General features: G+C 75.6%; 15 protein-coding genes. 13 read left to right on the forward strand and 2 right to left on the reverse strand.

What is annotated here, in order from left to right; all coding sequences use genetic code 11:
- Positions 1-472 precede the first annotated feature (472 nt).
- The 3 genes from ACZ7RU_RS20805 to ACZ7RU_RS20815 all read left to right on the forward strand — a co-directional run bounded on the left by ACZ7RU_RS20805 (position 473) and on the right by ACZ7RU_RS20815 (position 4793).
- Complete coding sequence (locus tag ACZ7RU_RS20805) at positions 473-1930, forward strand: type I glutamate--ammonia ligase (protein WP_470342396.1); 1458 nt, start codon at positions 473-475, stop codon at positions 1928-1930.
- A gap of 3 nt (positions 1931-1933) precedes the next feature.
- Positions 1934-3052, forward strand: a complete 1119-nt coding sequence (locus ACZ7RU_RS20810) for an amidohydrolase family protein (protein ID WP_470342397.1) — start codon at positions 1934-1936, stop codon at positions 3050-3052.
- Positions 3053-3305: 253 nt separating this feature from the next.
- On the forward strand, positions 3306-4793 hold the full coding sequence (locus ACZ7RU_RS20815) for a S8 family peptidase (protein ID WP_470342398.1): 1488 nt from the start codon (positions 3306-3308) through the stop codon (positions 4791-4793).
- Positions 4794-4920: 127 nt separating this feature from the next.
- On the opposite strand, the gene ACZ7RU_RS20820 is transcribed toward ACZ7RU_RS20815, so the two are convergent.
- Positions 4921-5820, reverse strand: a complete 900-nt coding sequence (locus ACZ7RU_RS20820) for a HipA family kinase (RefSeq protein ID WP_470342399.1) — start codon at positions 5818-5820, stop codon at positions 4921-4923.
- 91 nt (positions 5821-5911) lie between these two features.
- Here ACZ7RU_RS20820 and ACZ7RU_RS20825 point away from each other — a divergent pair, with 91 nt between their 5' ends.
- From ACZ7RU_RS20825 to ACZ7RU_RS20865, 9 genes are all read left to right on the forward strand, one after another.
- A complete protein-coding gene (locus ACZ7RU_RS20825; RefSeq protein WP_470342400.1) occupies positions 5912-6352 on the forward strand; it encodes an SRPBCC family protein in 441 nt (146 codons plus the stop codon).
- Between the two features lie 201 nt (positions 6353-6553).
- Complete coding sequence (locus ACZ7RU_RS20830) at positions 6554-7708, forward strand: glycosyltransferase (RefSeq protein WP_470342401.1); 1155 nt, start codon at positions 6554-6556, stop codon at positions 7706-7708.
- Between the two features lie 397 nt (positions 7709-8105).
- On the forward strand, positions 8106-9641 hold the full coding sequence (locus tag ACZ7RU_RS20835; protein WP_470342402.1) for a sugar transferase: 1536 nt from the start codon (positions 8106-8108) through the stop codon (positions 9639-9641).
- Positions 9642-9647: 6 nt separating this feature from the next.
- A complete protein-coding gene (locus ACZ7RU_RS20840; RefSeq protein ID WP_470342403.1) occupies positions 9648-10994 on the forward strand; it encodes an O-antigen ligase family protein in 1347 nt (448 codons plus the stop codon).
- Positions 10991-12730: a lipid II flippase MurJ gene (locus ACZ7RU_RS20845; RefSeq protein ID WP_470342404.1), complete on the forward strand. Its 1740-nt coding sequence runs from the start codon at positions 10991-10993 to the stop codon at positions 12728-12730. The genes ACZ7RU_RS20840 and ACZ7RU_RS20845 overlap by 4 nt, the downstream gene beginning before the upstream one ends.
- Positions 12720-13571, forward strand: a complete 852-nt coding sequence (locus tag ACZ7RU_RS20850; RefSeq protein WP_470342405.1) for a polysaccharide deacetylase family protein — start codon at positions 12720-12722, stop codon at positions 13569-13571. The genes ACZ7RU_RS20845 and ACZ7RU_RS20850 overlap by 11 nt, the downstream gene beginning before the upstream one ends.
- Positions 13568-14683 carry a glycosyltransferase gene (locus ACZ7RU_RS20855; protein WP_470342406.1) on the forward strand — a complete coding sequence of 372 codons (1116 nt, stop codon included), beginning with the start codon at positions 13568-13570 and terminating at the stop codon, positions 14681-14683. Before ACZ7RU_RS20850 ends, ACZ7RU_RS20855 begins: the two co-directional genes overlap by 4 nt.
- A 40-nt stretch (positions 14684-14723) precedes the next feature.
- Positions 14724-15860: a Wzz/FepE/Etk N-terminal domain-containing protein gene (locus ACZ7RU_RS20860; protein WP_470342407.1), complete on the forward strand. Its 1137-nt coding sequence runs from the start codon at positions 14724-14726 to the stop codon at positions 15858-15860.
- Entirely contained in the window at positions 15857-17017 is a 1161-nt protein-coding gene (locus ACZ7RU_RS20865; RefSeq protein WP_470342408.1) for a GNAT family N-acetyltransferase, read from the forward strand. Before ACZ7RU_RS20860 ends, ACZ7RU_RS20865 begins: the two co-directional genes overlap by 4 nt.
- A gap of 3 nt (positions 17018-17020) precedes the next feature.
- Here the strand turns inward: ACZ7RU_RS20865 and ACZ7RU_RS20870 are convergent, their stop codons facing one another.
- Positions 17021-18274, reverse strand: a complete 1254-nt coding sequence (locus tag ACZ7RU_RS20870) for a glycoside hydrolase family 26 protein (RefSeq protein WP_470342409.1) — start codon at positions 18272-18274, stop codon at positions 17021-17023.
- Positions 18275-18647: 373 nt separating this feature from the next.
- Here ACZ7RU_RS20870 and ACZ7RU_RS20875 point away from each other — a divergent pair, with 373 nt between their 5' ends.
- Positions 18648-19670 carry a hypothetical protein gene (locus ACZ7RU_RS20875; RefSeq protein ID WP_470342410.1) on the forward strand — a complete coding sequence of 341 codons (1023 nt, stop codon included), beginning with the start codon at positions 18648-18650 and terminating at the stop codon, positions 19668-19670.
- The last annotated feature ends 51 nt before the right edge of the window (positions 19671-19721 follow it).

Genomic DNA, 19721 nt, shown 5'->3' on the forward strand with positions numbered 1-19721 from the left:
GGGCAGCGGCCGGTCCGCTCCGGCCGAACTGCGGATGTGCCGTGGTGTTCAGGCGCTCGAAGGTGAAGGAAGCGACTCTGATACGAGGAGGAAACCCGGCCCGCCGCGGTCCGCGGCACCTGCCGGTGAAAGCGCACCGCGCGGGCGCCGGAGAATCGGCGACCGCGGCCTGCCGCCGGTGCGGCTCCCGAAGCCCGGCGGTGGTGGTGCGTGTCCGGCCACTGTAGCGAAGCTACTCGCGAGTAGGAAGGGGGCGGAGGCGGAAAACCGTTCCCGCGCGGCGCGGCCACGTGCTCACCGCGCCGCCGCGGGCCGCCCTCGGCCGGCCGCGCCCGCTCGATCCCGGAGCGGATCACCGCGGGGGGCTGGCCGCCAGGTTCACCTCGAACGGGTGAACGGGTGAACAGGGCTGCCAAGGGGACCACCCGATAGGGGAGTTACCCGGCCCCGGCCGGCGGGGCAGCATGAGGGCATGACCACCGGAACCGCCCCCGCCGAGCCGCCCGCCCCGGCCGAGCCGCCCGTCACCGCCGACCGGCTCGCCGCCGCCGCCGCGGCGGCCGTCGCGCTGCCCTCGCGCGCCGAGCGGGCCGAACGGGCCGGGCAGGCCGCCGACCGGCTGCGCACCGAGGCCGTCGAGGCGGTGGCCGTCACCTGGGTGGACAACGCGGGCATCACCCGGGTCAAGGCCGTGCCGCTCGGCGGCCTGGCGCACGCCGCGCAGTGGGGCCTCGGCACCGCGCCCTGCTTCGACGTGTTCCTCGCCGACGACACGATCACCACCAGCCCGGTCATCGGCGGCCCCACCGGGGACCTCAGGCTCTACCCGGACCTCGACCGGGTCGTCCCGCTGGCCGCCCAGCCCGGCTGGGCCTGGGCCCCGGGGGACAGGTACACCCAGGCCGGCGGCCCGCACCCGGGCTGCCAGCGGCTGTTCGCCCGCCGGGCCGAGGCCGTGGCGGCCGCGCGCGGGCTGAGCCTCAAGGCCGGCATCGAGGTCGAGTGGACGGTCGCCCTGGCCGGTGGCCCGCAGGAGGAGCCGCGGTACCCGACGCACGGCCCGGCGTACGGGATGCACCGGGTCACCGACCTCTCCGACTACCTGCGCGAGGTCCTGGGCGCCCTCGGCAAGCAGGGGCTGGGCGTCCTCCAGATCCACCCCGAGTACGCCCCCGGCCAGTTCGAGGTCTCGGTCGCCCCCGAGGGCCCGGTCGCCGCCGCCGACACCTCCGTCCTGGTCCGGCACACCGTCCGGGCCGTCTCCGCCCGGCACGGCCTGCGGGCCTCCTTCGCCCCCGTGGTCGAGACCGGCGCCGTCGGCAACGGCGGGCACCTGCACGTCAGCCTCTGGCGTGGCGAGCGCAACCTCGGCCACGGCGGCCCCGGCCCGCACGGCCTGACCGCCGAGGCCGAGGGCTTCCTCGCCGGGGTGCTCGACGCGCTGCCCGAGCTGCTGGTGCTGGGCTGCTCCAGCCCGGCGGGGTACCTGCGGCTGGTGCCCTCGCACTGGGCCGGCGCCTACCAGTGCTGGGGCCTGGAGAACCGCGAGGCCGCGCTGCGCCTGGTGACCGGCTCCACCGGGGAGCGGGCCACCGCCGCCAACGCCGAGGTCAAGTGCTTCGACGCGAGCGCCAACCCGTACCTGGCGGTCGGCGGGGTGATCGCGGCCGGCCTCGCCGGGCTGGACCAACGCCGCGCGCTGCCGCCGGAGTTCACCGGGGATCCGGCGGCCGCCGAGCCCGGCACGGTGCCCCGGCTGCCGACCGGCCCGGCCGAGGCGATCGCCGCGTACGAGCGCTCCGCGGTGCTGCGCGAGGCGCTCGGCGAGCCGCTCTACCAGGCGGTGCTGGCGGTGCGCCGGGCGGAGCGGGAGCAGTACGCGGCCGTCACGCCCGAGGAGCTGGTCGCGGCCACCCGCTGGCGGTACTGAGCGGTGGCCCGGCCGGAGGGGCCCGCGCTGGTCGACCACCACTGCCACAGCGTGGTGGCGGCCGAGCTCACCGACGACGCCCTGGCCGGGCTGCTCACCGAGTCCGACCGCCCGCCCGCGCCCGGCTGTTCGCCCTTCGACAGCGCGCTGGGCCTGGCGGTGCGGCGCTGGTGCCCGCCCGTGCTCGGCCTGCCGGCGCACGCCCCGGCCGCCGACTACCTGGCCCGGCGGCGGGAGGTGGGCGCGGCCGAGGCCACCGGGCGGCTGCTGGCGGCGGCCGGGCTGGACACCTGCCTGGTGGACACCGGGCTGACCGCCGCCGCGGGCCACCCGCTGCTGCCGCCGGCCGAACTGGCCGAGGCCACCGGCGCCTCGGTGCGCGAGGTGGTCCGGTTGGAGTCGGTCGCCGAGACGGTGACGTGCGGCGCCGAGGCCTGGCCCGGGGCCGTCGCGCAGGCGCTCGGGTCGGCCGCCGCCGGGGCCGTCGCGGTCAAGTCGGTGCTCGCCTACCGGCACGGCCTGGCCGCGCCCGCCGAACGCCCCGCCGCCGCGGCCGTGGTGGCCGCGGCCGGTGCCCGTCTGCGCGCCGGGCGGGGCCGGGTGACCGACCCGGTACTGTTGCACCACCTGCTCTGGACGGCCGTGGACGTCTGCGCCGAGCTCGGCCTGCCGCTCCAACTCCACACCGGCTTCGGCGATCCGGACCTCACCCTGCACCGGGCCGACCCGTCGCTGCTGACCGGCTTCGTGCGGGCCGCCGAGCCCAGCGGCGTCCCGCTGGTACTGCTGCACGGCTACCCGTACCACCGGCAGGCCGCCTGGCTGGCCCAGGCCTTCCCGACGGTGTACACCGACCTCGGGCTGACCGCCTCCTACACCGGGCCGCGGGTGGCCGCGGTGCTGGGCGAGATGCTGGAGTTGGCCCCGTTCGGGAAAATGCTGTTCTCCACCGACGCCTACGGCCTGCCCGAACTGTATTTGGTGGGCACCTGTCAGTTCCGGTACGGACTGAGTGCGCTGCTCGCGGCCTGGCAGGCCGACGGGGCCTGTTCCGCGGCCGACGCCGAGCGGCTGGCGCGGGCGGTCGCGGCCGACAACGCCCGTCGGCTGTACGCGTTGTAGGGGTGCGATCGGTGCTGGTGGCCGATGTCGTGACAGAGGTGGCCGAACGTCGGCGAACCATCACTTTTTAACACTCTTGACCTCTGTTTCCTGTGTTGACGCCGGGTGCCCGGAGAACCAGTTCCTGGTCACGATGTGACGATTAGATGACTACCTCTTGCGCTTATAACCAAATATTCATTAGCGTCCCGGTCATTCCCAAGCGCACCTGCCCATCGCAGCTGCTGCCTGACGAGCCGGGAGGCCAACCCTCATGCGTGTTCCTCGGATCAGTCGTACCCGGTACGCGGCGGTGGGCGTCGTTCTCGCCACCGCCGGCGCCCTCGCGCTGCCGGCCGGTACCGCTGTCGCGGCCCCCACGGCCGACTCGACGACCGGTCCGCTGATGAGCTACGTCGTCAACACCAAGGCCAACCACGGCCAGGTGCAGAAGGTCGAGAAGGCCATCGCCGGCCTCGGCGGCACGGTGGTCCAGTCGTACGAGCAGGTCGGCGTCGTGATCGCCCGCTCCAACGACACCAAGTTCGCCGAGAAGCTGCGCCTGGCCAAGGGCGTCGACTCGGTCGGCGCCAGCCGCACCAAGGGCATCCAGGCCTCCGACCAGGGCAAGGCCGAGGTCGCCACCGACTCGGCCGCCGTGGCCGCCGCCCCCGGTGAGGACCCGGACGAGGCCTACCAGTGGGACATGCGGCAGATCGGTGCCGACAAGGCGCACAAGATCTCGCTCGGCAGCCGCAACGTCACCGTCGGCGTGCTGGACTCCGGCATCGACGCCACCCACGAGGACCTGGCCGCCAACGTGGACGCCTCGCAGTCGGTCTCCTGCCTCGACGGCAAGACGAACACCGACTGGAAGGCCTGGCAGCCGACCACCAGCGACCACGGCACCCACGTGGCCGGCACCATCGCCGCCGCCAAGAACGGCAAGGGCATCGTCGGCGTCGCGCCGAACGTGAAGCTGGCCGCCGTCAAGGTCGTCGACGACGGCGGGTTCATCTACCCGGAGAACGCGGTCTGCGGCTTCGTCTGGGCCGGCGAGCACGGCTTCAAGGTGACGAACAACAGCTACTTCGTCGACCCGTGGATGTTCAACTGCAAGACGGACAAGGACCAGGCCGCGATCTCGGAGGCCGTCCGCAAGGCCGTCGCCTTCTCGCAGCGCAAGGGCGTCCTCAACGTCGCCGCCGCGGGCAACGAGAACATCGACCTGGCGCACAAGACCGTCGACGTGGCCAGCCCGGACGACACCACCCCCGCCACCCGCCCGGTCACCAACGACTGCCTGTCGCTGCCGACCGAGCTGCCCGGCGTGGTCGCCGTCTCCGCGGTCGGCTCCGACGGCGTCAAGGCGTACTACTCCAGCTACGGCAAGGGCGTCGTGTCCGTCACCGCCCCCGGTGGCGACCGCCGCTTCCAGTTCCCGAACACCCCGGACAAGGACGGCCGCATCCGGTCCACCATCCCCGGTGGCAAGTACGGCTACATGCAGGGCACCTCGATGGCCACCCCGCACGTCGCCGGCGTGGCCGCGCTGCTCGCCAGCACCTTCCCGTGGGCCAGCCCGGACGAGCTGACCGAGCTGCTGACCACCCACGCCGAGTCCGTCCCGTGCCCGACCGGCGAGTTCAACCCGGGCGGTGCCGGCACCTGGAAGGCCACCTGCGAGGGCGGCGCGGACGACAACGGCTTCTACGGCGCGGGCCTGGTCAACGCCGAGAAGGCGGTCCAGTGGTGGCGCTGACGCGCTGACCGCGGACACCTCTGAACAGTAGAACCGGGGAGCGGGCCCACTGGGTCCCGCTCCCTGGTCGCGTTCCCGCACCGACGGCCCGCGGGCGGCCTCCGCCCCCGCGCGCCGGCCAGCGCGGTCAGCCCTCGTCGAAGTGGTGCTCCCAGACCGTCTCCACCGGCGGCTTGCCGTGCAGGTCGGGCACCTCCTGGAGCCAGGCCGGCCGCCCCGCCCGGGTCCGGGCCGCCCGCCGCCGCTCCGCCTCGCGCAGCTGCTCGGGCGTGGCGAAGCCCTCCGGCAGCCACTCCTCGGAGAGCACCACCCGGGCGGCCAGATGGGTGACGTAGGCGTGCCGGACGGCGTCCACCGAGTCGAAGCCGGGCTCGTCGGCCAGCCACTCGTCCGGGACCAGCGCCACCACCTCCTCCAGCAGCGGCACGGTGACCAGCGGCCCGAGCTCCTCGTCGGCCAGCCGGACGTCCGGGGCCGAGCCGCCGAGCGCGTGCGCGCTGAGGTCGTACCGCCGGCCGACCGACGCCTCGGCGCCCGCCCAGCGGTGGTGGAAGATCAGCGCGGCGCCGTTGTCGATCAGCCAGAGCCGCCCGTGCCAGACCACCAGGTTGGGGTTGTGCACGCCGCGGTCGACGTTGCCGGTCAGGGCGTCCAGCCAGACCACCCGGCCGGCCTCGGCGGAGTCCACCGCGATCATCCCCGGCCGGAAGTCCCGCGCGCCGGGCAGCAGGTCCATCCCGAGGTTGAGCCCCGCGCTGGCCCTGAGCATGTCCTGGATCTCGGTGTCCGGCTCGTCCGCGGCGACGGCCGGGTCGAAGTCCACCAGCCGCAGCTCCGGCACCCGCAGCCCCAGCCGCCGGGCCAGCTCGCCGACGATCACCTCGGCGACCAGCGCCTTGCGGCCCTGCGCGGCCCCGGTGAACTTGACCACGTACGTTCCCAGGTCGTCGGTCTCCACCACGCCGGGGACGGAGCCGCCGGCGCGCAGCGGGTCGAGGTAGCGCACAGCAGTCACCAGATCGAGCACACCGGCCACCCTATCCCGGCGCGTCGCGGGCGTGAGCCTGTGATTGGCTTGCCGGACAGAGCGGTTCCCACCGGACGAGGAGAGCAAGGTCATGGGACAGGTGCAGGCCACCACCGAGCGGGTCTACGACGCCGCCCCCGAGCGGGTGTACGAGGCGCTGGCCGACTACCAGGTGACCCGCCCGAAGCTGCTGCCCGCGCAGTACAGCGAGTACGAGGTGCGGGTCGGCGGCACCGGTGCCGGCACCCAGGTGCACTGGCGGCTCCAGGCCACCGAGAAGCGGGTGCGCGACTGCCTGTTCACCGTCTCCGCGCCCGCGCCCGACCAGCTGGTGGAGAAGGACGCCAACTCCAGCATGGTGATCACCTGGACCGTCTCGGCCGTCGGCGAGAGCCGCTCCAAGGTCACCGTGACCGCCACCTGGCAGGGTGCGACCGGCATCGGCGGCTTCTTCGAGCGCACCTTCGCCCCGAAGGGCCTGAACCGGATCCACGACCAGGTGCTGGCCAACCTCGCCGCCGAGGTCCGCTGAGGCCGCCGGCGTCCGCCGAGACCACCGGGATCCCGCCCGGATCCGCGCGACCGAATCCGGCCATGCGATCGAATCGCTTGGAGATCCGATCGGTTCGGCCACCCGTACGACCCGAAAGCCGTACGGGTGGCCGAACCACCACCTGCGGGTGACGAGGGCCACCCGGCACGGGGGAGCCACCCTAGGCTCGCCGCCGTGCATATGACGATCCTTCACATTTCCCAACCGGTGGACGGCGGGGTCGCCCGCGTCGTCGCCGACCTGGTCCGGGGTCAGCGGGAGGCCGGCCACCGGGTCCTGGTCGCCTGTCCGCGCGGCGGGCGGCTGGCCGAGGAGGCCGCCGCCGTGGGCGCGCTGGTCCAGGACTGGCCCGCCCGGCGCTCGCCCGGCCCGGGCACCCCCGCCGAGGCCTGGCGGCTGCGCCGGATCGTCCGGGCGGCCGCGCCCGACGTGGTCCACCTGCACAGTGCCAAGGCCGGGCTGGCCGGACGGCTCGCGGTGCACGGCACGGTGCCGACCGTCTTCCAGCCGCACGCCTGGTCCTTCGCCGCCGTGGACGGTGCGCTGGCCGCCGCCACCCTGCGCTGGGAACGCTTCGCGACCCGCTGGGCGCACCGCCTGCTCTGCGTCAGCGTCCAGGAGCGGGCCGACGGCGTGGCGGCCGGGGTGCACGCCGACTGGGCGGTGGTGCCCAACGGCGTGGACGTGCGCCACTACGCGCCCGCCGACCGCCGCGCCGCCCGGATCGCGCTCGGCCTGGACCTGGACGCCCCGCTCGCGGTGTGCGTCGGTCGGCTGTGCCGGCAGAAGGGCCAGGACGTGCTGCTGGCCGCCTGGCCGGAGGTGCTGCGCCGGGTGCCGCGGGCCCGGCTGGCGCTGGTCGGCGGCGGGCCGGAGGAGCAGCGGGTGGCCGAGCTGGTCCGGGCGACCGCCGAGCCCTCCCGGGTCCGGCTGGTCGGGGACGTGCCGGACCCGCGTCCGTGGCTGGCGGCGGCCGACCTGGTGGTGCTGCCCTCGCGCTGGGAGGGGATGGCGCTGGCGCCGCTGGAGGCGATGGCGGGCGCCCGTCCGGTGCTGCTGACCGACGTGCCCGGCGCCCGGGAGTGCCTGCCGCCGTCCGAGCTGGCGCACGCGGTGGTCCCGCCCGAGGACGCGCAGGCCCTCGCCACCCGAATGGGGGACGCGCTGTCGGATCCGATCGAATGCGAGCGGCGCGGCGCCCGGCTGCGCGACCACGTGGTCGGCCGGCACGACGTGCGCACCGTGGTCGAACAGGTGGACGTCCTCTACCGCCACCTGCTGGGCGCGGGACCGGCGTCGGGGCGGCGCCGGGCCCGTGTCCCAGAGCGGATCTGATCGTTTCACATGCCGTGAATGCCCGCCGTTTCCGGCGTTGTCGTATTCGCACCCTCGACCGGATACGGAGGCGAGGCGTCAAATCCGAAATAACTATTAATGGGCGGCGGGAAATGAATCGGCAAGTCAACTTCCGTCCGGTGCCGCCCGGTTCTGTATTGTCGGATTTTGCCTGCTTCGTTCAGATTTCCTGTCGGGAATTCACGGCTGAGCCCCTCGCGACCGACTTCTTGCTGACCGGTTCCTTCGCGATCGGCCCCGCCGCCGGGCCTACGAAGGCCTCCAGCGGCAGCAGGCGCTGTCAGGACCGCGCCCGCCGGGCCGGGACGGCCGCCCCGCGCCAACCGGTGCCGGGGCACCGTCACCCCGGGCACACAGCAGGGGAGACCGTGCGCTGATGACCATTGACCACGACAGTGTGCACCGACCGGCCGGGCCCCTGTCCGGCCCCCTGTCCGGCCCCCGCCGGCCCGGCACCGGGCTGCTCGACCGGCCGGCCGGAGCCGTGCGGCCCCGGGCGCTCCCGCCGTCGCGCCGGCCCCGCGGGACGGCCCGCTCCCGGCTGGCCCTGTCGCTCGCCCTGGTCCAGGCCGACGTCATCGCGCTGTGCTCCGCCGGCGGCATCGCCAACCGCGCCGCCGACCCCGCCGCCCCGCTCGACCCGCTGCTCGGCGTCCCCGCCGTCCTGCCCCTGCTGCTCCTGCTCAACCTGACCGGCGGCCTCTACCGCTCCCGGCTCACCCTCTCCGTCCTGGACGAACTGCCCGCACTGGCCGCCCGGGCCGTGGTCGCCACCGCCTTCGCCGTCACCCTGTCCGGCTGCCTCGCCGGGCACTGGCCCGGCTTCGGTCCGGTCGGCCCGGCCCGGCTCACCGTCCTGCTCGGCGCCCAGCTGCTGATCGCCGCCGCCGGCCGCGCCGTCCTCTACCACCTGGTCCGTCGCCACCGCCGCAGCCGTCCCAGCCCCGTCCTGGTGCTCGGCGCGGGCCGGCTCGGCCGCCGGGTCGCCGCCGCCCTCCGCGAGCACGGCGAGTACGGGATGCGCCCGGTCGGCTTCCTGGACACCGACCCGCCGCTGCTGCCCGGCGACAACGACCCGCCCGTGCTCGGCGGCAGCGAGGCCCTGGAGCGCGAGGTGCGCCGGCACGGCGTCCAGCACGTGATCGCCACGGCCGGCGCCACCGACGAGGCCGAGACCGCCGCCACCCTGCGCGAGGCCGCCCGGCTCGGCTGCCAGGTCTGGCTGGTACCCGCGCTGCGCGAGTACGGCTCGCTGGCCACCGCCCCGGTCACCGGCGGCGACCACCTGTGGGGCTACCCCTGCCTGCGGGTCGGCCGCCCCGCGATGCGCCGTCCCGGCTGGGCCGCCAAGCGCGCCCTGGACGTCACCGCGGCCGCCCTCGGCCTGCTGCTGCTCGCCCCCGTCCTGGCCCTCTGCGCCCTCGCCGTCCGCTTCGACACCGGCCCCGGCGTGCTCTTCCGCCAGCAGCGCACCGGCCTGAACGGCCGGGTCTTCACCGTCCTGAAGTTCCGCACGCTGCGCCCGAACAACGAGCACGAGTCCGCCACCCGCTGGAACATCTCCCAGGACCACCGGATGGGCACCGTCGGCCGGCTGCTGCGCAGGAGCTCGCTGGACGAGCTGCCCCAGCTGTGGAACGTCCTGCGCGGCGACATGAGCCTGGTCGGCCCGCGCCCCGAACGGCCGTACTTCGTCATGCGGTTCGGCCAGGCCTACCCCGAGTACGCCGACCGCCACCGGGTCCCGGTCGGCCTCACCGGCCTGGCCCAGGTCAACGGCCTGCGCGGGGACACCTCCATCGAGGACCGGGCCCGCTTCGACAACCGCTACATCGAGAGCTGGAGCCTCTGGCAGGACGTCAAGATCCTGTGCCGCACCGCGGTCCTGATGCTCCACCCGGACGGGAGCTGACCGCGCGTGGCCCTGACCCTCCCCGCCTTCCCCCGCCCGGCGTTACGGAAGGCCCTGCCCGCGCTCGCGGAGCGCACCAGCCCGCTGGCCGCCGCCACCGTCCTGCTGGTCTGCGTGCCCACCGGGGAGAAGGACGTGGCCGCCGCCGTCCACGTCACGGCCGCCGACCTCGCCTCGCTGGCCCTGGTCGCCCTCACCGCGCTCAACCTGCTGCGCGGGCGGCTGCCCGCCATCGACCGCACCACCTGCGCGCTGTTCGGCGGGATCGTCGTCGCCGCCGCCGTCGCCACCGTCGGCTCGATCGACCCGGCCGCCGGCGTCACCGGCTTCGTCCGGCTCACCCAGGTGTTCGTCCTGGTCCCCGCCGCCGTCCTCTGCTCCCTGCGCGACCGCACCGACCAGCGCCTGGTCCTCGGCTCCTTCGTGCTCGCCGCGCTGATCCAGGGAGTGGTCGGCGCGAAGCAGTACCTCACCCACACCGGCGCCTCCTACACCGGCGAGCCGATCCGGGCCGTCGGCACCTTCGGCGCGCTCGACATCATGGCGATGTCCAGCGTGGTCAGCTACGGGCTGCTCGCCGCCCTGGCGCTGGCCCTCGGCGAGCGCGGACCCGGCGGCGACGTCCGGCTGCGCCGCGCGATGTTCGCCGCCGCCGCCTTCCTCGCCTTCCCGCTGGCCGTCTCCTTCAGCCGCGGCAGCTGGATCGCCACCGGTCTCGCCGCCACCGTGCTGCTGCTGCGCGTCGACGCCCGGCTGCTGGTGCGCGGCGCCGTCCTCGGCCTGGCCGCCGCGGTCGTCCTGGTCGGCGGCCTCGGCCTCGGCGGCTCCGGCGTCACCAAGCGGCTCAGCTCGATCGGTTCGGTCTCCGCCGCTCCCGACCAGTCCGTCTCCGACCGGTACGACCTGTGGTCCACCGCCGGCCGGATCTGGCAGGACCACCCCGTGCAGGGAGCCGGCCCCAAGGCCTTCCAGCAACTGCGCGACAGCCACGCCCCGTTGCGGCTCTCCTCCGGCAGCGACGCCGCCGACGCCACCATCGGCTTCCAGCGCGAGCCGCTGCTCTCCCCGCACAACATGTACTTCCTGGTGCTCAGCGAGCAGGGCCTGATCGGCATCACCGCCTACGCCGCGCTCTTCCTCACCCTGCTGACCGGCTGCCTGCGCCACCGCCACGGCCCCGGGACCGCCGCACTCGCCCTGCTCACCTGGGTGCTGGTGGACTTCCTGTACGCCGACATCGGCGGCACCACCACCGTGCTGACCTCCGTCGTCCTCGGCCTCGCCGCCCACGCGGCCGCCCACCGCCCGGAGCCCGCCGCCACCGGCCCGGCGACCACCGGGGCGGCCCGGTGACCACCGACCGGCCGGCCACCGTCGCCGCCTCCCTCCCGGCCCCCCGCGGCGCCCCCGGCGAGGCCCGCGCCGCCGAGCCCCTCCCGGCCCCCCGGCGCGGCTTCCTCGCCAAGGCCTTCGGCGTCACCGCCGTGCTCAGCGCGGCCGGCTCCGGCCTCGGCCTGCTGCGCGACCTCCTGCTGGCCCGCTACTTCGGCGCCAACCAGGGCACCGACGCCTTCCTGGTCGCCTGGACCGTCCCCGAGACCGCCGCACCGCTGCTGATCGAGGACGCCATGTCCTTCCTCATGGTGCCCGCCTTCGCCCTCGCCCTGGTGCTGCGCGAGGAGGACCCGGACGCCCCCGACCCGGTCCGCCAACTGGTCCGCGCCACCCTGCCGTGGCTGCTGATCGCGCTCAGCGGCCTCGCCCTGGCCGCCGCCCTGCTCGCCCCGGAACTGGTCGGCCTGCTCGCCCCCGGCCTGCCGGACCCCGGCCTGGCCGTCACCTGCACCCGGATCACCGCGATCACCGTGCTGCCCTTCGGGGTGGCCGGCTACCTCGCCGCCGCGCTGCGTGCCCACCACCGGTTCACCGCCCCGGCCGGCATCTACGTCGCCTACAACCTCGGCATCCTCGCCGTCCTGCTCTGCCTCCACTCCCACCTCGGCGTGCGCTCCGCCGCCCTCGGCGTCGCGGCCGGCGGCCTGCTGATGGCCGGCCTGCTGATCGGCCCGTTCCTGCGCCGGCTGTCCCAGGGCCCGCCCGGCACCGGCCGCGCCCGCCGCTCGCGCCGGGCCCTGGTGCTGATGCCGCTCGCCCTGCTGCCGGTGGCCGCCTTCACGCTCACCCGCCAGTCCCAGGTCTTCGTCGAGCGCTTCCTCGGCTCGGCCCTGCCGCCCGGCACCATCTCGCACCTCAACTACGCCGCCAAGGTCTCCCAACTCGCCATGACGGCGGGCATCCTGATCTGCACCGTCACCTTCCCGCTGGTCGCCCGGGCGCTCGCCGCCGGGGACCTCACCGCCGCCCGCGACCGGGTGGAGAAGGACCTCGGCCAGGCGGCGGCCGTCGTCCTGCTCGGCACCGCCTTCCTGATGGCCTGCGCCCCCTCGGTGGTCTCGCTGCTGTTCGAACGCGGCGCCTTCGGTCCGCACGACACCGCCGCCACCGCCGCCGTCATCCGGGTGTACAGCTTCGGGCTGCCCGCCCAGGCGCTGATCGGCGTGATGATCCGCCCGTACTTCTCGCTGCGCCCGGTGGTCCGCCGGGCCGACGACCCGGGCACCGAGGAGGGCCGCCGCCGGCTGCTCGACTGGTACCCGGCCGCCGCGATGGTGCTCGGCCTCGGCGTCACCGTCACCACCGGCCTGCTCGCCACGCCCCGCTTCGGCGCCCTGGGGCTGGCCGCCGGCAACGCGGCCGGCATCACCGCCACCGCCGCCCTGCTGCTGCACGGCCTGGTGCTGCGCGGCATCCCGCTGCGGCTGCGCCGGGTGCTCGGCGGCCACGGCCGGCTGGCGGCCGCCGCCGCCGGGGCCACCGTGCTCGGCGCCGCCGTCGCCGGACCGCTCGGCGACCCCCTGCTCTCGACCCTCCTCGGAGGCCTCACCGTGGCGCTGGCCTTCGCGGCCCTCGGCACCGGGCTCGGCGCCCGTGAGGTGCGCGGCCCGGTCCTCGCCGCCGCGCGGGCCCTGGGGCCAGTCCGGAACCCGCCAACCGTCGCCGAAGAAGGGAAGCGTCCCGATGGACAATGAACGGGGAACCGTCCGTTCGGCCCAGGCGGGCGTCGGCAGCGCACCGCCGCACCGGGCGCGGCCGGCCCGGAGCCGCCGGCCGGCCGGTGAACCACCGGTCCCCGGCTCCGCCTCGCCGTGGATCCTGATGTACCACTCGGTGGCGGTCGAGAAGGAGGACCCCTACCGGCTCACCGTCAGCCCCGAGCGGTTCGCCGAACAGATCGCCTGGCTGCACCGGCGCGGCCGGCGCGGCGTCTCGGTCCGCGAGCTGATGCGGGCCCGCGCCCTCGGCCGGGACGACGGACTGGTCGGCCTCACCTTCGACGACGGCTACGCCGACTTCGCCCGGTACGCGGTGCCGATCCTCCAGGCGTACGGCTTCACCGCCACCGCGTACGTGGTCGCCGACCTGCTCGGCCGGGACAACGACTGGGACACCGAGGGCCCGCGCAAGAAGCTGCTCACCGTCCAGGAGGTCACCGAACTCGCCGCCGCCGGCTGGGAGATCGGCTCGCACGGCCTCGGCCACCGGGCGCTGCCCGGCCTGCCGGCCGAGGCCCTCGCCGTCCAGGCCCGGGAGAGCCGGCGGCTGCTGGAGGAGGCCGTCGGCGGCCCGGTCACCGGCTTCTGCTACCCGTACGGCGCCGTCGACCTGCCCGCCACCCTGGCCGTGCGCGACGCCGGGTACGACCACGCCTGCGCCATCGCGCACTCCCCGCTCACCGGCCGGTTCGCCCTGCCCCGCTGCTACGTCGGCGACCGCGACGGCGCCTGGCGGCTGCGCGCCAAGAAGGCCCGGCACCGGTTGCGCGACGTGGTCACCGGGCTGCGCCACGGCCGCCGGGGGAGCCGGCCATGAGGGTGCTGCACATCGTCACCGGCCTGGCCGCCGGCGGCGCCGAGCGCCAACTCCCCCTGCTGCTGCGGCACCTGCCGGCGCACCAGCAGTGCGAGGTGCTCGCCCTGACCAACCCCGGCACGGTCGCCGCCGCGCTGCGGGCCGACGGCGTCACCGTCCACCACCTCGGCATGCGCGGCAACCGGGACCTCGGCGCGCTGCCCCGGCTGGTCCGGCTGGTCCGGGCCGGCCACTACGACCTGGTGCACACCCACCTCTACCGGGCGCAGCTGTACGGCCGGCTGGCCGCCCGGCTGGCCGGGGTGCGGGCGGTGGTCGCCACCGAGCACTCGCTGCACGCCGGGGTGATCGAGGGCCGCCCGGTCACCCGGGGCGTCAAGGGCCTCTACCTGGCGGCCGAACGGCTCGGCAGCACCACCGTCGCGGTCTCCCGCCAGGTCGCCCAGACGCTGCGCTCCTGGGGCGTCCCGCCGGCCCGGATCGCGCTGATCCCGAACGGCATCGATGTTGCCCGCTACCGCCTGCCGCCCGCCGAACGGGCCGCCGTCCGCCGCCGACTGCGGGCCGAACTCGGCCTTCCGTACGGGAGTTGGGTGGTCGGCGGGGTGGGCCGGCTGGTCCCCGGCAAGCGCTTCGACGTGCTGGTCGAGGCGCTTGCCGAGCTCGACCCGGCCACCCGGCTGGTGCTGGTCGGCGAGGGCCCGGAGCGCGCCGCGCTGGAGCGCCGGGCCGCGGAACTCGGCGTCCGGGAGCGGCTGGTGCTCACCGGAGAGCGCGACGACGTGCCCGAACTACTGGCCGCCCTGGACGTGTTGGCCGCCCCCTCCACCGCGGAGACCTTCGGCCTCGGGGTCCTGGAGGGCCTCGCGGCCGGGCTGCCGGTGCGGCACAGCGCCTGCCCGGCGCTCGACGAACTCCCGCCCGGCGCCGCCCCGCAGGCCCGCCGCATCCCCTCCGAGCCCGCCGCCTACGCCGCCGCCCTGCGCGACCTGCGGCCGCTCAGCGGGCACACCGCCGACCCGCTGCCGCACCCCCCGGCCGTCGGCCACTACGACATCGCCCGGGTCGCCTCCGACCTGGGCGCCCTCTACGACCGGCTGGCCCGCGTCTGACCGCCCGCCACCGCCGTACCAGACCCAAGGAGCAACACCCATGACCACTCCGCGCCGAAGCGCCCGCCGCCTGGTCCGCCGCTGGTGGCCGGTGGTGCTCGCGGTTCCGCTGGGTGCCGCGGCCGGCGCCGGGTACGCCGTCGTCGCGCACCCGTCGTACGCCGCCAACGCCTACGTCCTCGTGGTCGCGCAGAGCCCCGGGGAGGCCGCGATCGCGACCAACTTCGCCCAGGCGTACGGCCGGCTGGCCGGCCAGCCGCAGGTCCTCGCCGTGGCGGCCGCCGAGACCGGTCACAGCCGGTCCGAGCTGGCCTCCCTGGTGCGCGGGACGACCTCCCCGGACGCTCCGATGATCGAGATCACCGGCACCGGGCAGCGCCCCCAGGAGGCCGCCCGGAACGCCGACGCGGTGGCCCGCTCGCTGGTCGCCTTCGCCAACACCAGCAGCAGGGACACCAACGTCCGGCTGGTGACGCTGTCCCCGGCCGCCGCGCCGGACAAGCCGACCACGCCCTCCGGGAAGCTGGACGTCGCGGTCGGCGGCGCGGCCGGGCTGCTGCTGGGCTCGCTGGTGATGATGACCCGCCGCCGGGGCGGGGCGGGGACGCCGGAGGCCGTCGGTGGGAGCCCCGAGGCGCCGCGGACGCCGCGGACGCCGCGGACGCTGCGGGCGCTGCGCGCCGCGAAGGCGTCGGAGTCGTCGGCGTCGTCGGAGACCCCCGCCGCCTCCGCGCCGGTGGCGGTCCCGACGACGCCGCGCCCGCGTCGCGAGGAGCCGGCCGTGGCCGGGGCCGAGCCCGACTCCGCGCCCCCCGCGTCCTCCGCGCCCGAGACCGGGAGCACGCCCGAGCCCGCGACCGAGGCGGCCGCGACCGAGAGTGCGAAGGCCGCGGATGCGAAGGCCGAGGACACGAAGACGGATGGCGTGAAGGCCGAGGACGCGAAGGCGGAGGGCGTGAAGGCCGAAGGCGCGAAGAGCGAGGCCGCGAAGGCCGAGAAGAGGACCGCCGGAAAGACCAAGCGGCGGACCGGCGCCGAGCCCGCGGCGGCGGAGCAGCCCCCGGTCGAGGAGCCGACCCCCGCCGCCGAGGATCCCGCTCCGGCCACCGAGGAGCCGGCCCCGGCCACCGAGGGGCGGCCCGTCCAGGAGAAGGCCGCGGCCGGGAGCGGCCGATGACCACCGAGGCCCGCAGAGGCAGCCTGACCGCCCAGGTGACGGCGCCGGTCTGGACCACCGAGCTGCGGTGCGAGGACGACGCCCTGGACGTCCTCGCCGAGGAGTGGGACGACCTGGCCGCCCGCTGCCGGTCCGCCACCTTCTTCCAGGCCGCCGACTGGCAGCGCTCCTGGTGGCGCCACTACGGCCGCCCCGGCGGCCTCCTGGTGGTGCTGGTCCGCCGGGCCGGCCGGCTGGTCGGCGCGGGAGCCTTCGTGCGCCGCCGCGGACCGCTCGGCGGCCTGACCGGCCTCGGCGGCGGGCTGGTCGACTACACCGACGTCCTGCTCGACGACGAGTTCGCCGACCGGGCCGCCGCCGAGTTCGCCGCCGCGCTCCCGCTCACCCGCCCCTGGCACTGGCTGGAGCTGCGCGAGGTGCACCCCGAGGCGGCGGTGCACCGGGTGTACCGGCACTGGCGCGGCAGCCGCCGCCGCTACCAGGACTCGCTCTGCCAGTACCTGCCGGCCGTCCCGATGGACCGGCTGCTCAAGCGGGTGCCCGGCAAGACCGCCCAGCGCAGCCGGGTGAAGCTCCGCAAGATCGCCGAGGCCGGGGTGAAGGTCCGCACGACCCCGGTGGCCGAGGTGCCGCAGGCGGTGGACGGGCTGCTGCGGCTGCACTTCCTGCAGTGGCAGGCGCGCGGCGTCACGCCCGAGCACCGCACCGAGCGGTTCGCCCGGCACCTGACCGAGTCCACCACCGGCCTGGTCGCCGCCGGCCGGGCCACCGTCCACCAGTTCCACCTGGACGGCCAGCTGGTCGCGGTGAACCTGCTGCTGCTCTGCCCGTCCTTCGGCGGGCTCTACATGTACGGCGCGCACCCGGTGCTGCGCGAGCGGCTGGACATCGCCGGACTGCTGTTCAGCGCGGCGCTGGACGAGACCGTCGGCGCGGGCGTCCCGGTGCTCGGCCTGCTGCGCGGTCAGGAGCCGTACAAGCAGCGCTGGCGCCCGGACCAGCTGTCCAACCAGCGGCTGCTGCTCGGCCCGGCGGGCGCGGCGCCGGCGGCGGCCGTCCGGGCCGCGGCGGTGCGGGCCCGGCAGGCGGCGGCGCACCAGCTGCGCACCCGCTTCCCCCGGCTCAAGGAGGCGCTGCTGGCCCGCCGCCGCGGCTGACCCTCAGGGCCGGGCGTGCGCCGCGCCCGTCGGCCGGCCCGTCGTCTTGCCCTTCGCCGGGGGGGCCGACGGGCTCGCCTTCGCGCTCGGCGCGGGGCCGGGTACGGCCGGTGCGGCCGGCACCGCGTGCGACTCCGGCGGGCTGGGCGGGCCCGCCACCACGGGCACGTCCGACGCGGCCGCGGTGCCGGCCGCCGACGGTGCCGCGGCCGGTGCCGGCGCCCCCTTCGACCCGGACATCAGCTGCTTGAACGCCGCCGTCGAGCGCGGATTGCGTTCGCACTGGTAGAAGCCGTGCGGACAGTAGTCGGTGACGGTCTGGTAGGCGGTGTCGTGGGTGCGGATCCACTCGACCATCCGCTGCACGAACTCGGGGTTGTCGCCGTTGCGGAACAGCCCCCACTCCGGGTACGAGACCGGCTTGCCGCGCTTGGCGGCGAACTCGACCTGGTCCTGGAGGCCGTACGGCTCGTGCACGTAGTCGTCGAAGGTGGCGCCGGCGGGCTGGTCGTAGTTGTCCATGCCGATGATGTCGACCACGTCGTCGCCGGGGTAGCACCTGGTCCAGGGGATGGCGTCCAGGCCCCGGCTGGGGGCGAAGTCGAAGCGGAAGCGCTGCCCTGGCACCGAGCGCATCACCCCGACGATCCGCCGCCAGTACGTCTTCCAGGCGGACGGGTCGGGCTTGCAGCGGTGGGTGTAGGTGGTGCCGTTCATCTCCCAGCCGAGGGTGAGCACGGTGTCCGCGCCGCCCATCGTGACCAGCCGGCGCGCGAGCTTGAGGAAGTGCCCGTCGAAGTCCCCGCGCGCCCCCTGGGCGAGCAGCTTCTCCACCTCGTCATCCGACACGGCCGCCTCGCTGGGCACCAGCATCGGCACCCCGAGCACCAGCAGCCGGGACGGATCGGCCTGCCGCCACTGCGACCACAGGCCGAGCACCATCGGCTCGCCCTCGATGTCGCTCCAGCCGTTGCCCGCCAGGTAGGTATGGCCGACCTGGAGGTTGGCGTCGCCCAGCCACTGGGCGTACCGGCCGATCTGCGGGATGTAGTCGTCCCAGGAGCCGACGAAGGCGCCGAACGGCGGCTCGTGGCTCGGCCGCTGGACCACCGGGCGGGGGGCCGTGCCGCGCGGCTCGATGGCGTCCGAGGAGAGGGCGTGCCGTTCGGTCTGGCTGAACGGCGTCCCGGCCGGGACGCTGGCCGTGGCCATCAGCAGCAGGGTGGCGGCGGCCAGCGTCAGGCGGCCGATTCGCATGGGTGCTCTCCTCCGGGACGTCGTGTGAGCGGGGCGTCACGGTCTCGGCGTGGACGGACCGTGACGCCCCGCTCGCCGACAGTAGGCCCAAAGGGGGATGAAAAACCCGGATGTCACCCCAAAGTGGGCGCCGATCGAACGCCGTCTGACGGAACAGCCGGAGACCGACGGCCATGTATCAGCTCTGTAACGGTCCCGTCGGGCCCCTCCGGCCCGCTCCGGCGCACCGCGGGGAGCGCGCCGGAGCCCCGACGGCGCAGGTGGGCGGGTGGACGTGCAGGGAGGGCGCGCGGGCTCCGGCGGACGCCCGGCAGGGCGTTCCCGCGACGGAACCGGGCTGACTCGCGAGCCCGGTGAAAGGTACGCTCCGGCCGTGTCCTGGAAGCCGCTGCGTGTACTGACCCCCCGCTCGATCCTGCCTGCCTCGGCGGTGATGCTGGTCCTTGCGGCCGGAGCGGCGGCCCACGCGAACAAGCCGGTGCCGTTCGGCGACCGGGTCGCGGGGCCGGGCGACGCGGGCGCGACCCCGGTGAAGTCCGAGTCGCTCAGCTCGGCCGACCTCGACCTGCGGGTGGGCCCCGGCCTGGAGGCCTTCCACAAGCAGACCGGCGAGCAGGCCTGGTCCTACCGCCGCGAGGGCGCCGAGGCGCTCCACCTGGCGATGGCCGGCGACAACGCGATCGTGGTCTGGGACGACGGCATGGTCACCTCGGTGCGCCCCGGCGACCACGAGGTGCGCTGGCACCGCGCCGTCCCCGGCCTGTCCGACTGGCTGCGCGGCGACGGCGAGCCCGGCGCCGACAAGCGGACCGACGCCCAGCGCAAGCAGCTCGCCAGGCAGCGGGCCGCGGGCGCGCTGCACACCGTCCAGCGGGACGGCTCGCCCTGGCTGGCGCTGGTGACGCCGAACCTGACCATGGGCCTGCGCGACGCCGACGGCGACCTGCGCTACAACGACAAGCCGTCCAACGGGTGCGTCTACGACCCGCTGCGCGCCGTCCACACCGACTACGCCGTGCTCATCCCGCGCGCCTGCGCCAACAGCAGCGGGCAGGCCGTCTCCGGCGGCATCACCGGCTACCGGCTGGACAGCAACGGCTGGGCGACGAGCACCGGCCCGACCGCCACGGTGAAGGTGCTGGACCGCAGCCGGGTGGAGATCACCGACGGTCCGATCGTCCCGCCCAGGGTCTTCGACACCAAGGCGGCCGCGCCCGAGACGGCCTGCGGCAGCGTGGACGCGCCGTTCGCGGCGGTCCGGCCGCAGGGCGGCTGCGCGGCGGAACCGACCCCGGGCGACCCGGCGGCCGCGGGCACCGCACCGGACGCCGCCGCACCGGACGCCGCGGCGGCCACCGGAGCCCCCGCGGGGGACCAGCCGGCCGCGCCGCGGTAGCGGAGCGGACGCCGGTCCGGGGTCGGCGGGCGAGGGGGTCGATGGATACCC

It is taken from the genome of Kitasatospora sp. NPDC114501, from assembly GCF_055633695.1.

Excerpts from the sequence above, each read along its gene's own strand:
- ACZ7RU_RS20870 (WP_470342409.1), bottom strand. The coding sequence starts at position 18,274 with ATGCGAATCGGCCGCCTGACGCTGGCCGCCGCCACCCTGCTGCTGATG.
- ACZ7RU_RS20825 (WP_470342400.1), top strand. The coding sequence starts at position 5,912 with ATGGGACAGGTGCAGGCCACCACCGAGCGGGTCTACGACGCCGCCCCC.
- ACZ7RU_RS20865 (WP_470342408.1), top strand. The coding sequence starts at position 15,857 with ATGACCACCGAGGCCCGCAGAGGCAGCCTGACCGCCCAGGTGACGGCG.
- ACZ7RU_RS20815 (WP_470342398.1), top strand. The coding sequence starts at position 3,306 with ATGCGTGTTCCTCGGATCAGTCGTACCCGGTACGCGGCGGTGGGCGTC.
- ACZ7RU_RS20805 (WP_470342396.1), top strand. The coding sequence starts at position 473 with ATGACCACCGGAACCGCCCCCGCCGAGCCGCCCGCCCCGGCCGAGCCG.
- ACZ7RU_RS20860 (WP_470342407.1), top strand. The coding sequence starts at position 14,724 with ATGACCACTCCGCGCCGAAGCGCCCGCCGCCTGGTCCGCCGCTGGTGG.
- ACZ7RU_RS20855 (WP_470342406.1), top strand. The coding sequence starts at position 13,568 with ATGAGGGTGCTGCACATCGTCACCGGCCTGGCCGCCGGCGGCGCCGAG.
- ACZ7RU_RS20850 (WP_470342405.1), top strand. The coding sequence starts at position 12,720 with ATGGACAATGAACGGGGAACCGTCCGTTCGGCCCAGGCGGGCGTCGGC.
- ACZ7RU_RS20830 (WP_470342401.1), top strand. The coding sequence starts at position 6,554 with ATGACGATCCTTCACATTTCCCAACCGGTGGACGGCGGGGTCGCCCGC.
- ACZ7RU_RS20835 (WP_470342402.1), top strand. The coding sequence starts at position 8,106 with ATGACCATTGACCACGACAGTGTGCACCGACCGGCCGGGCCCCTGTCC.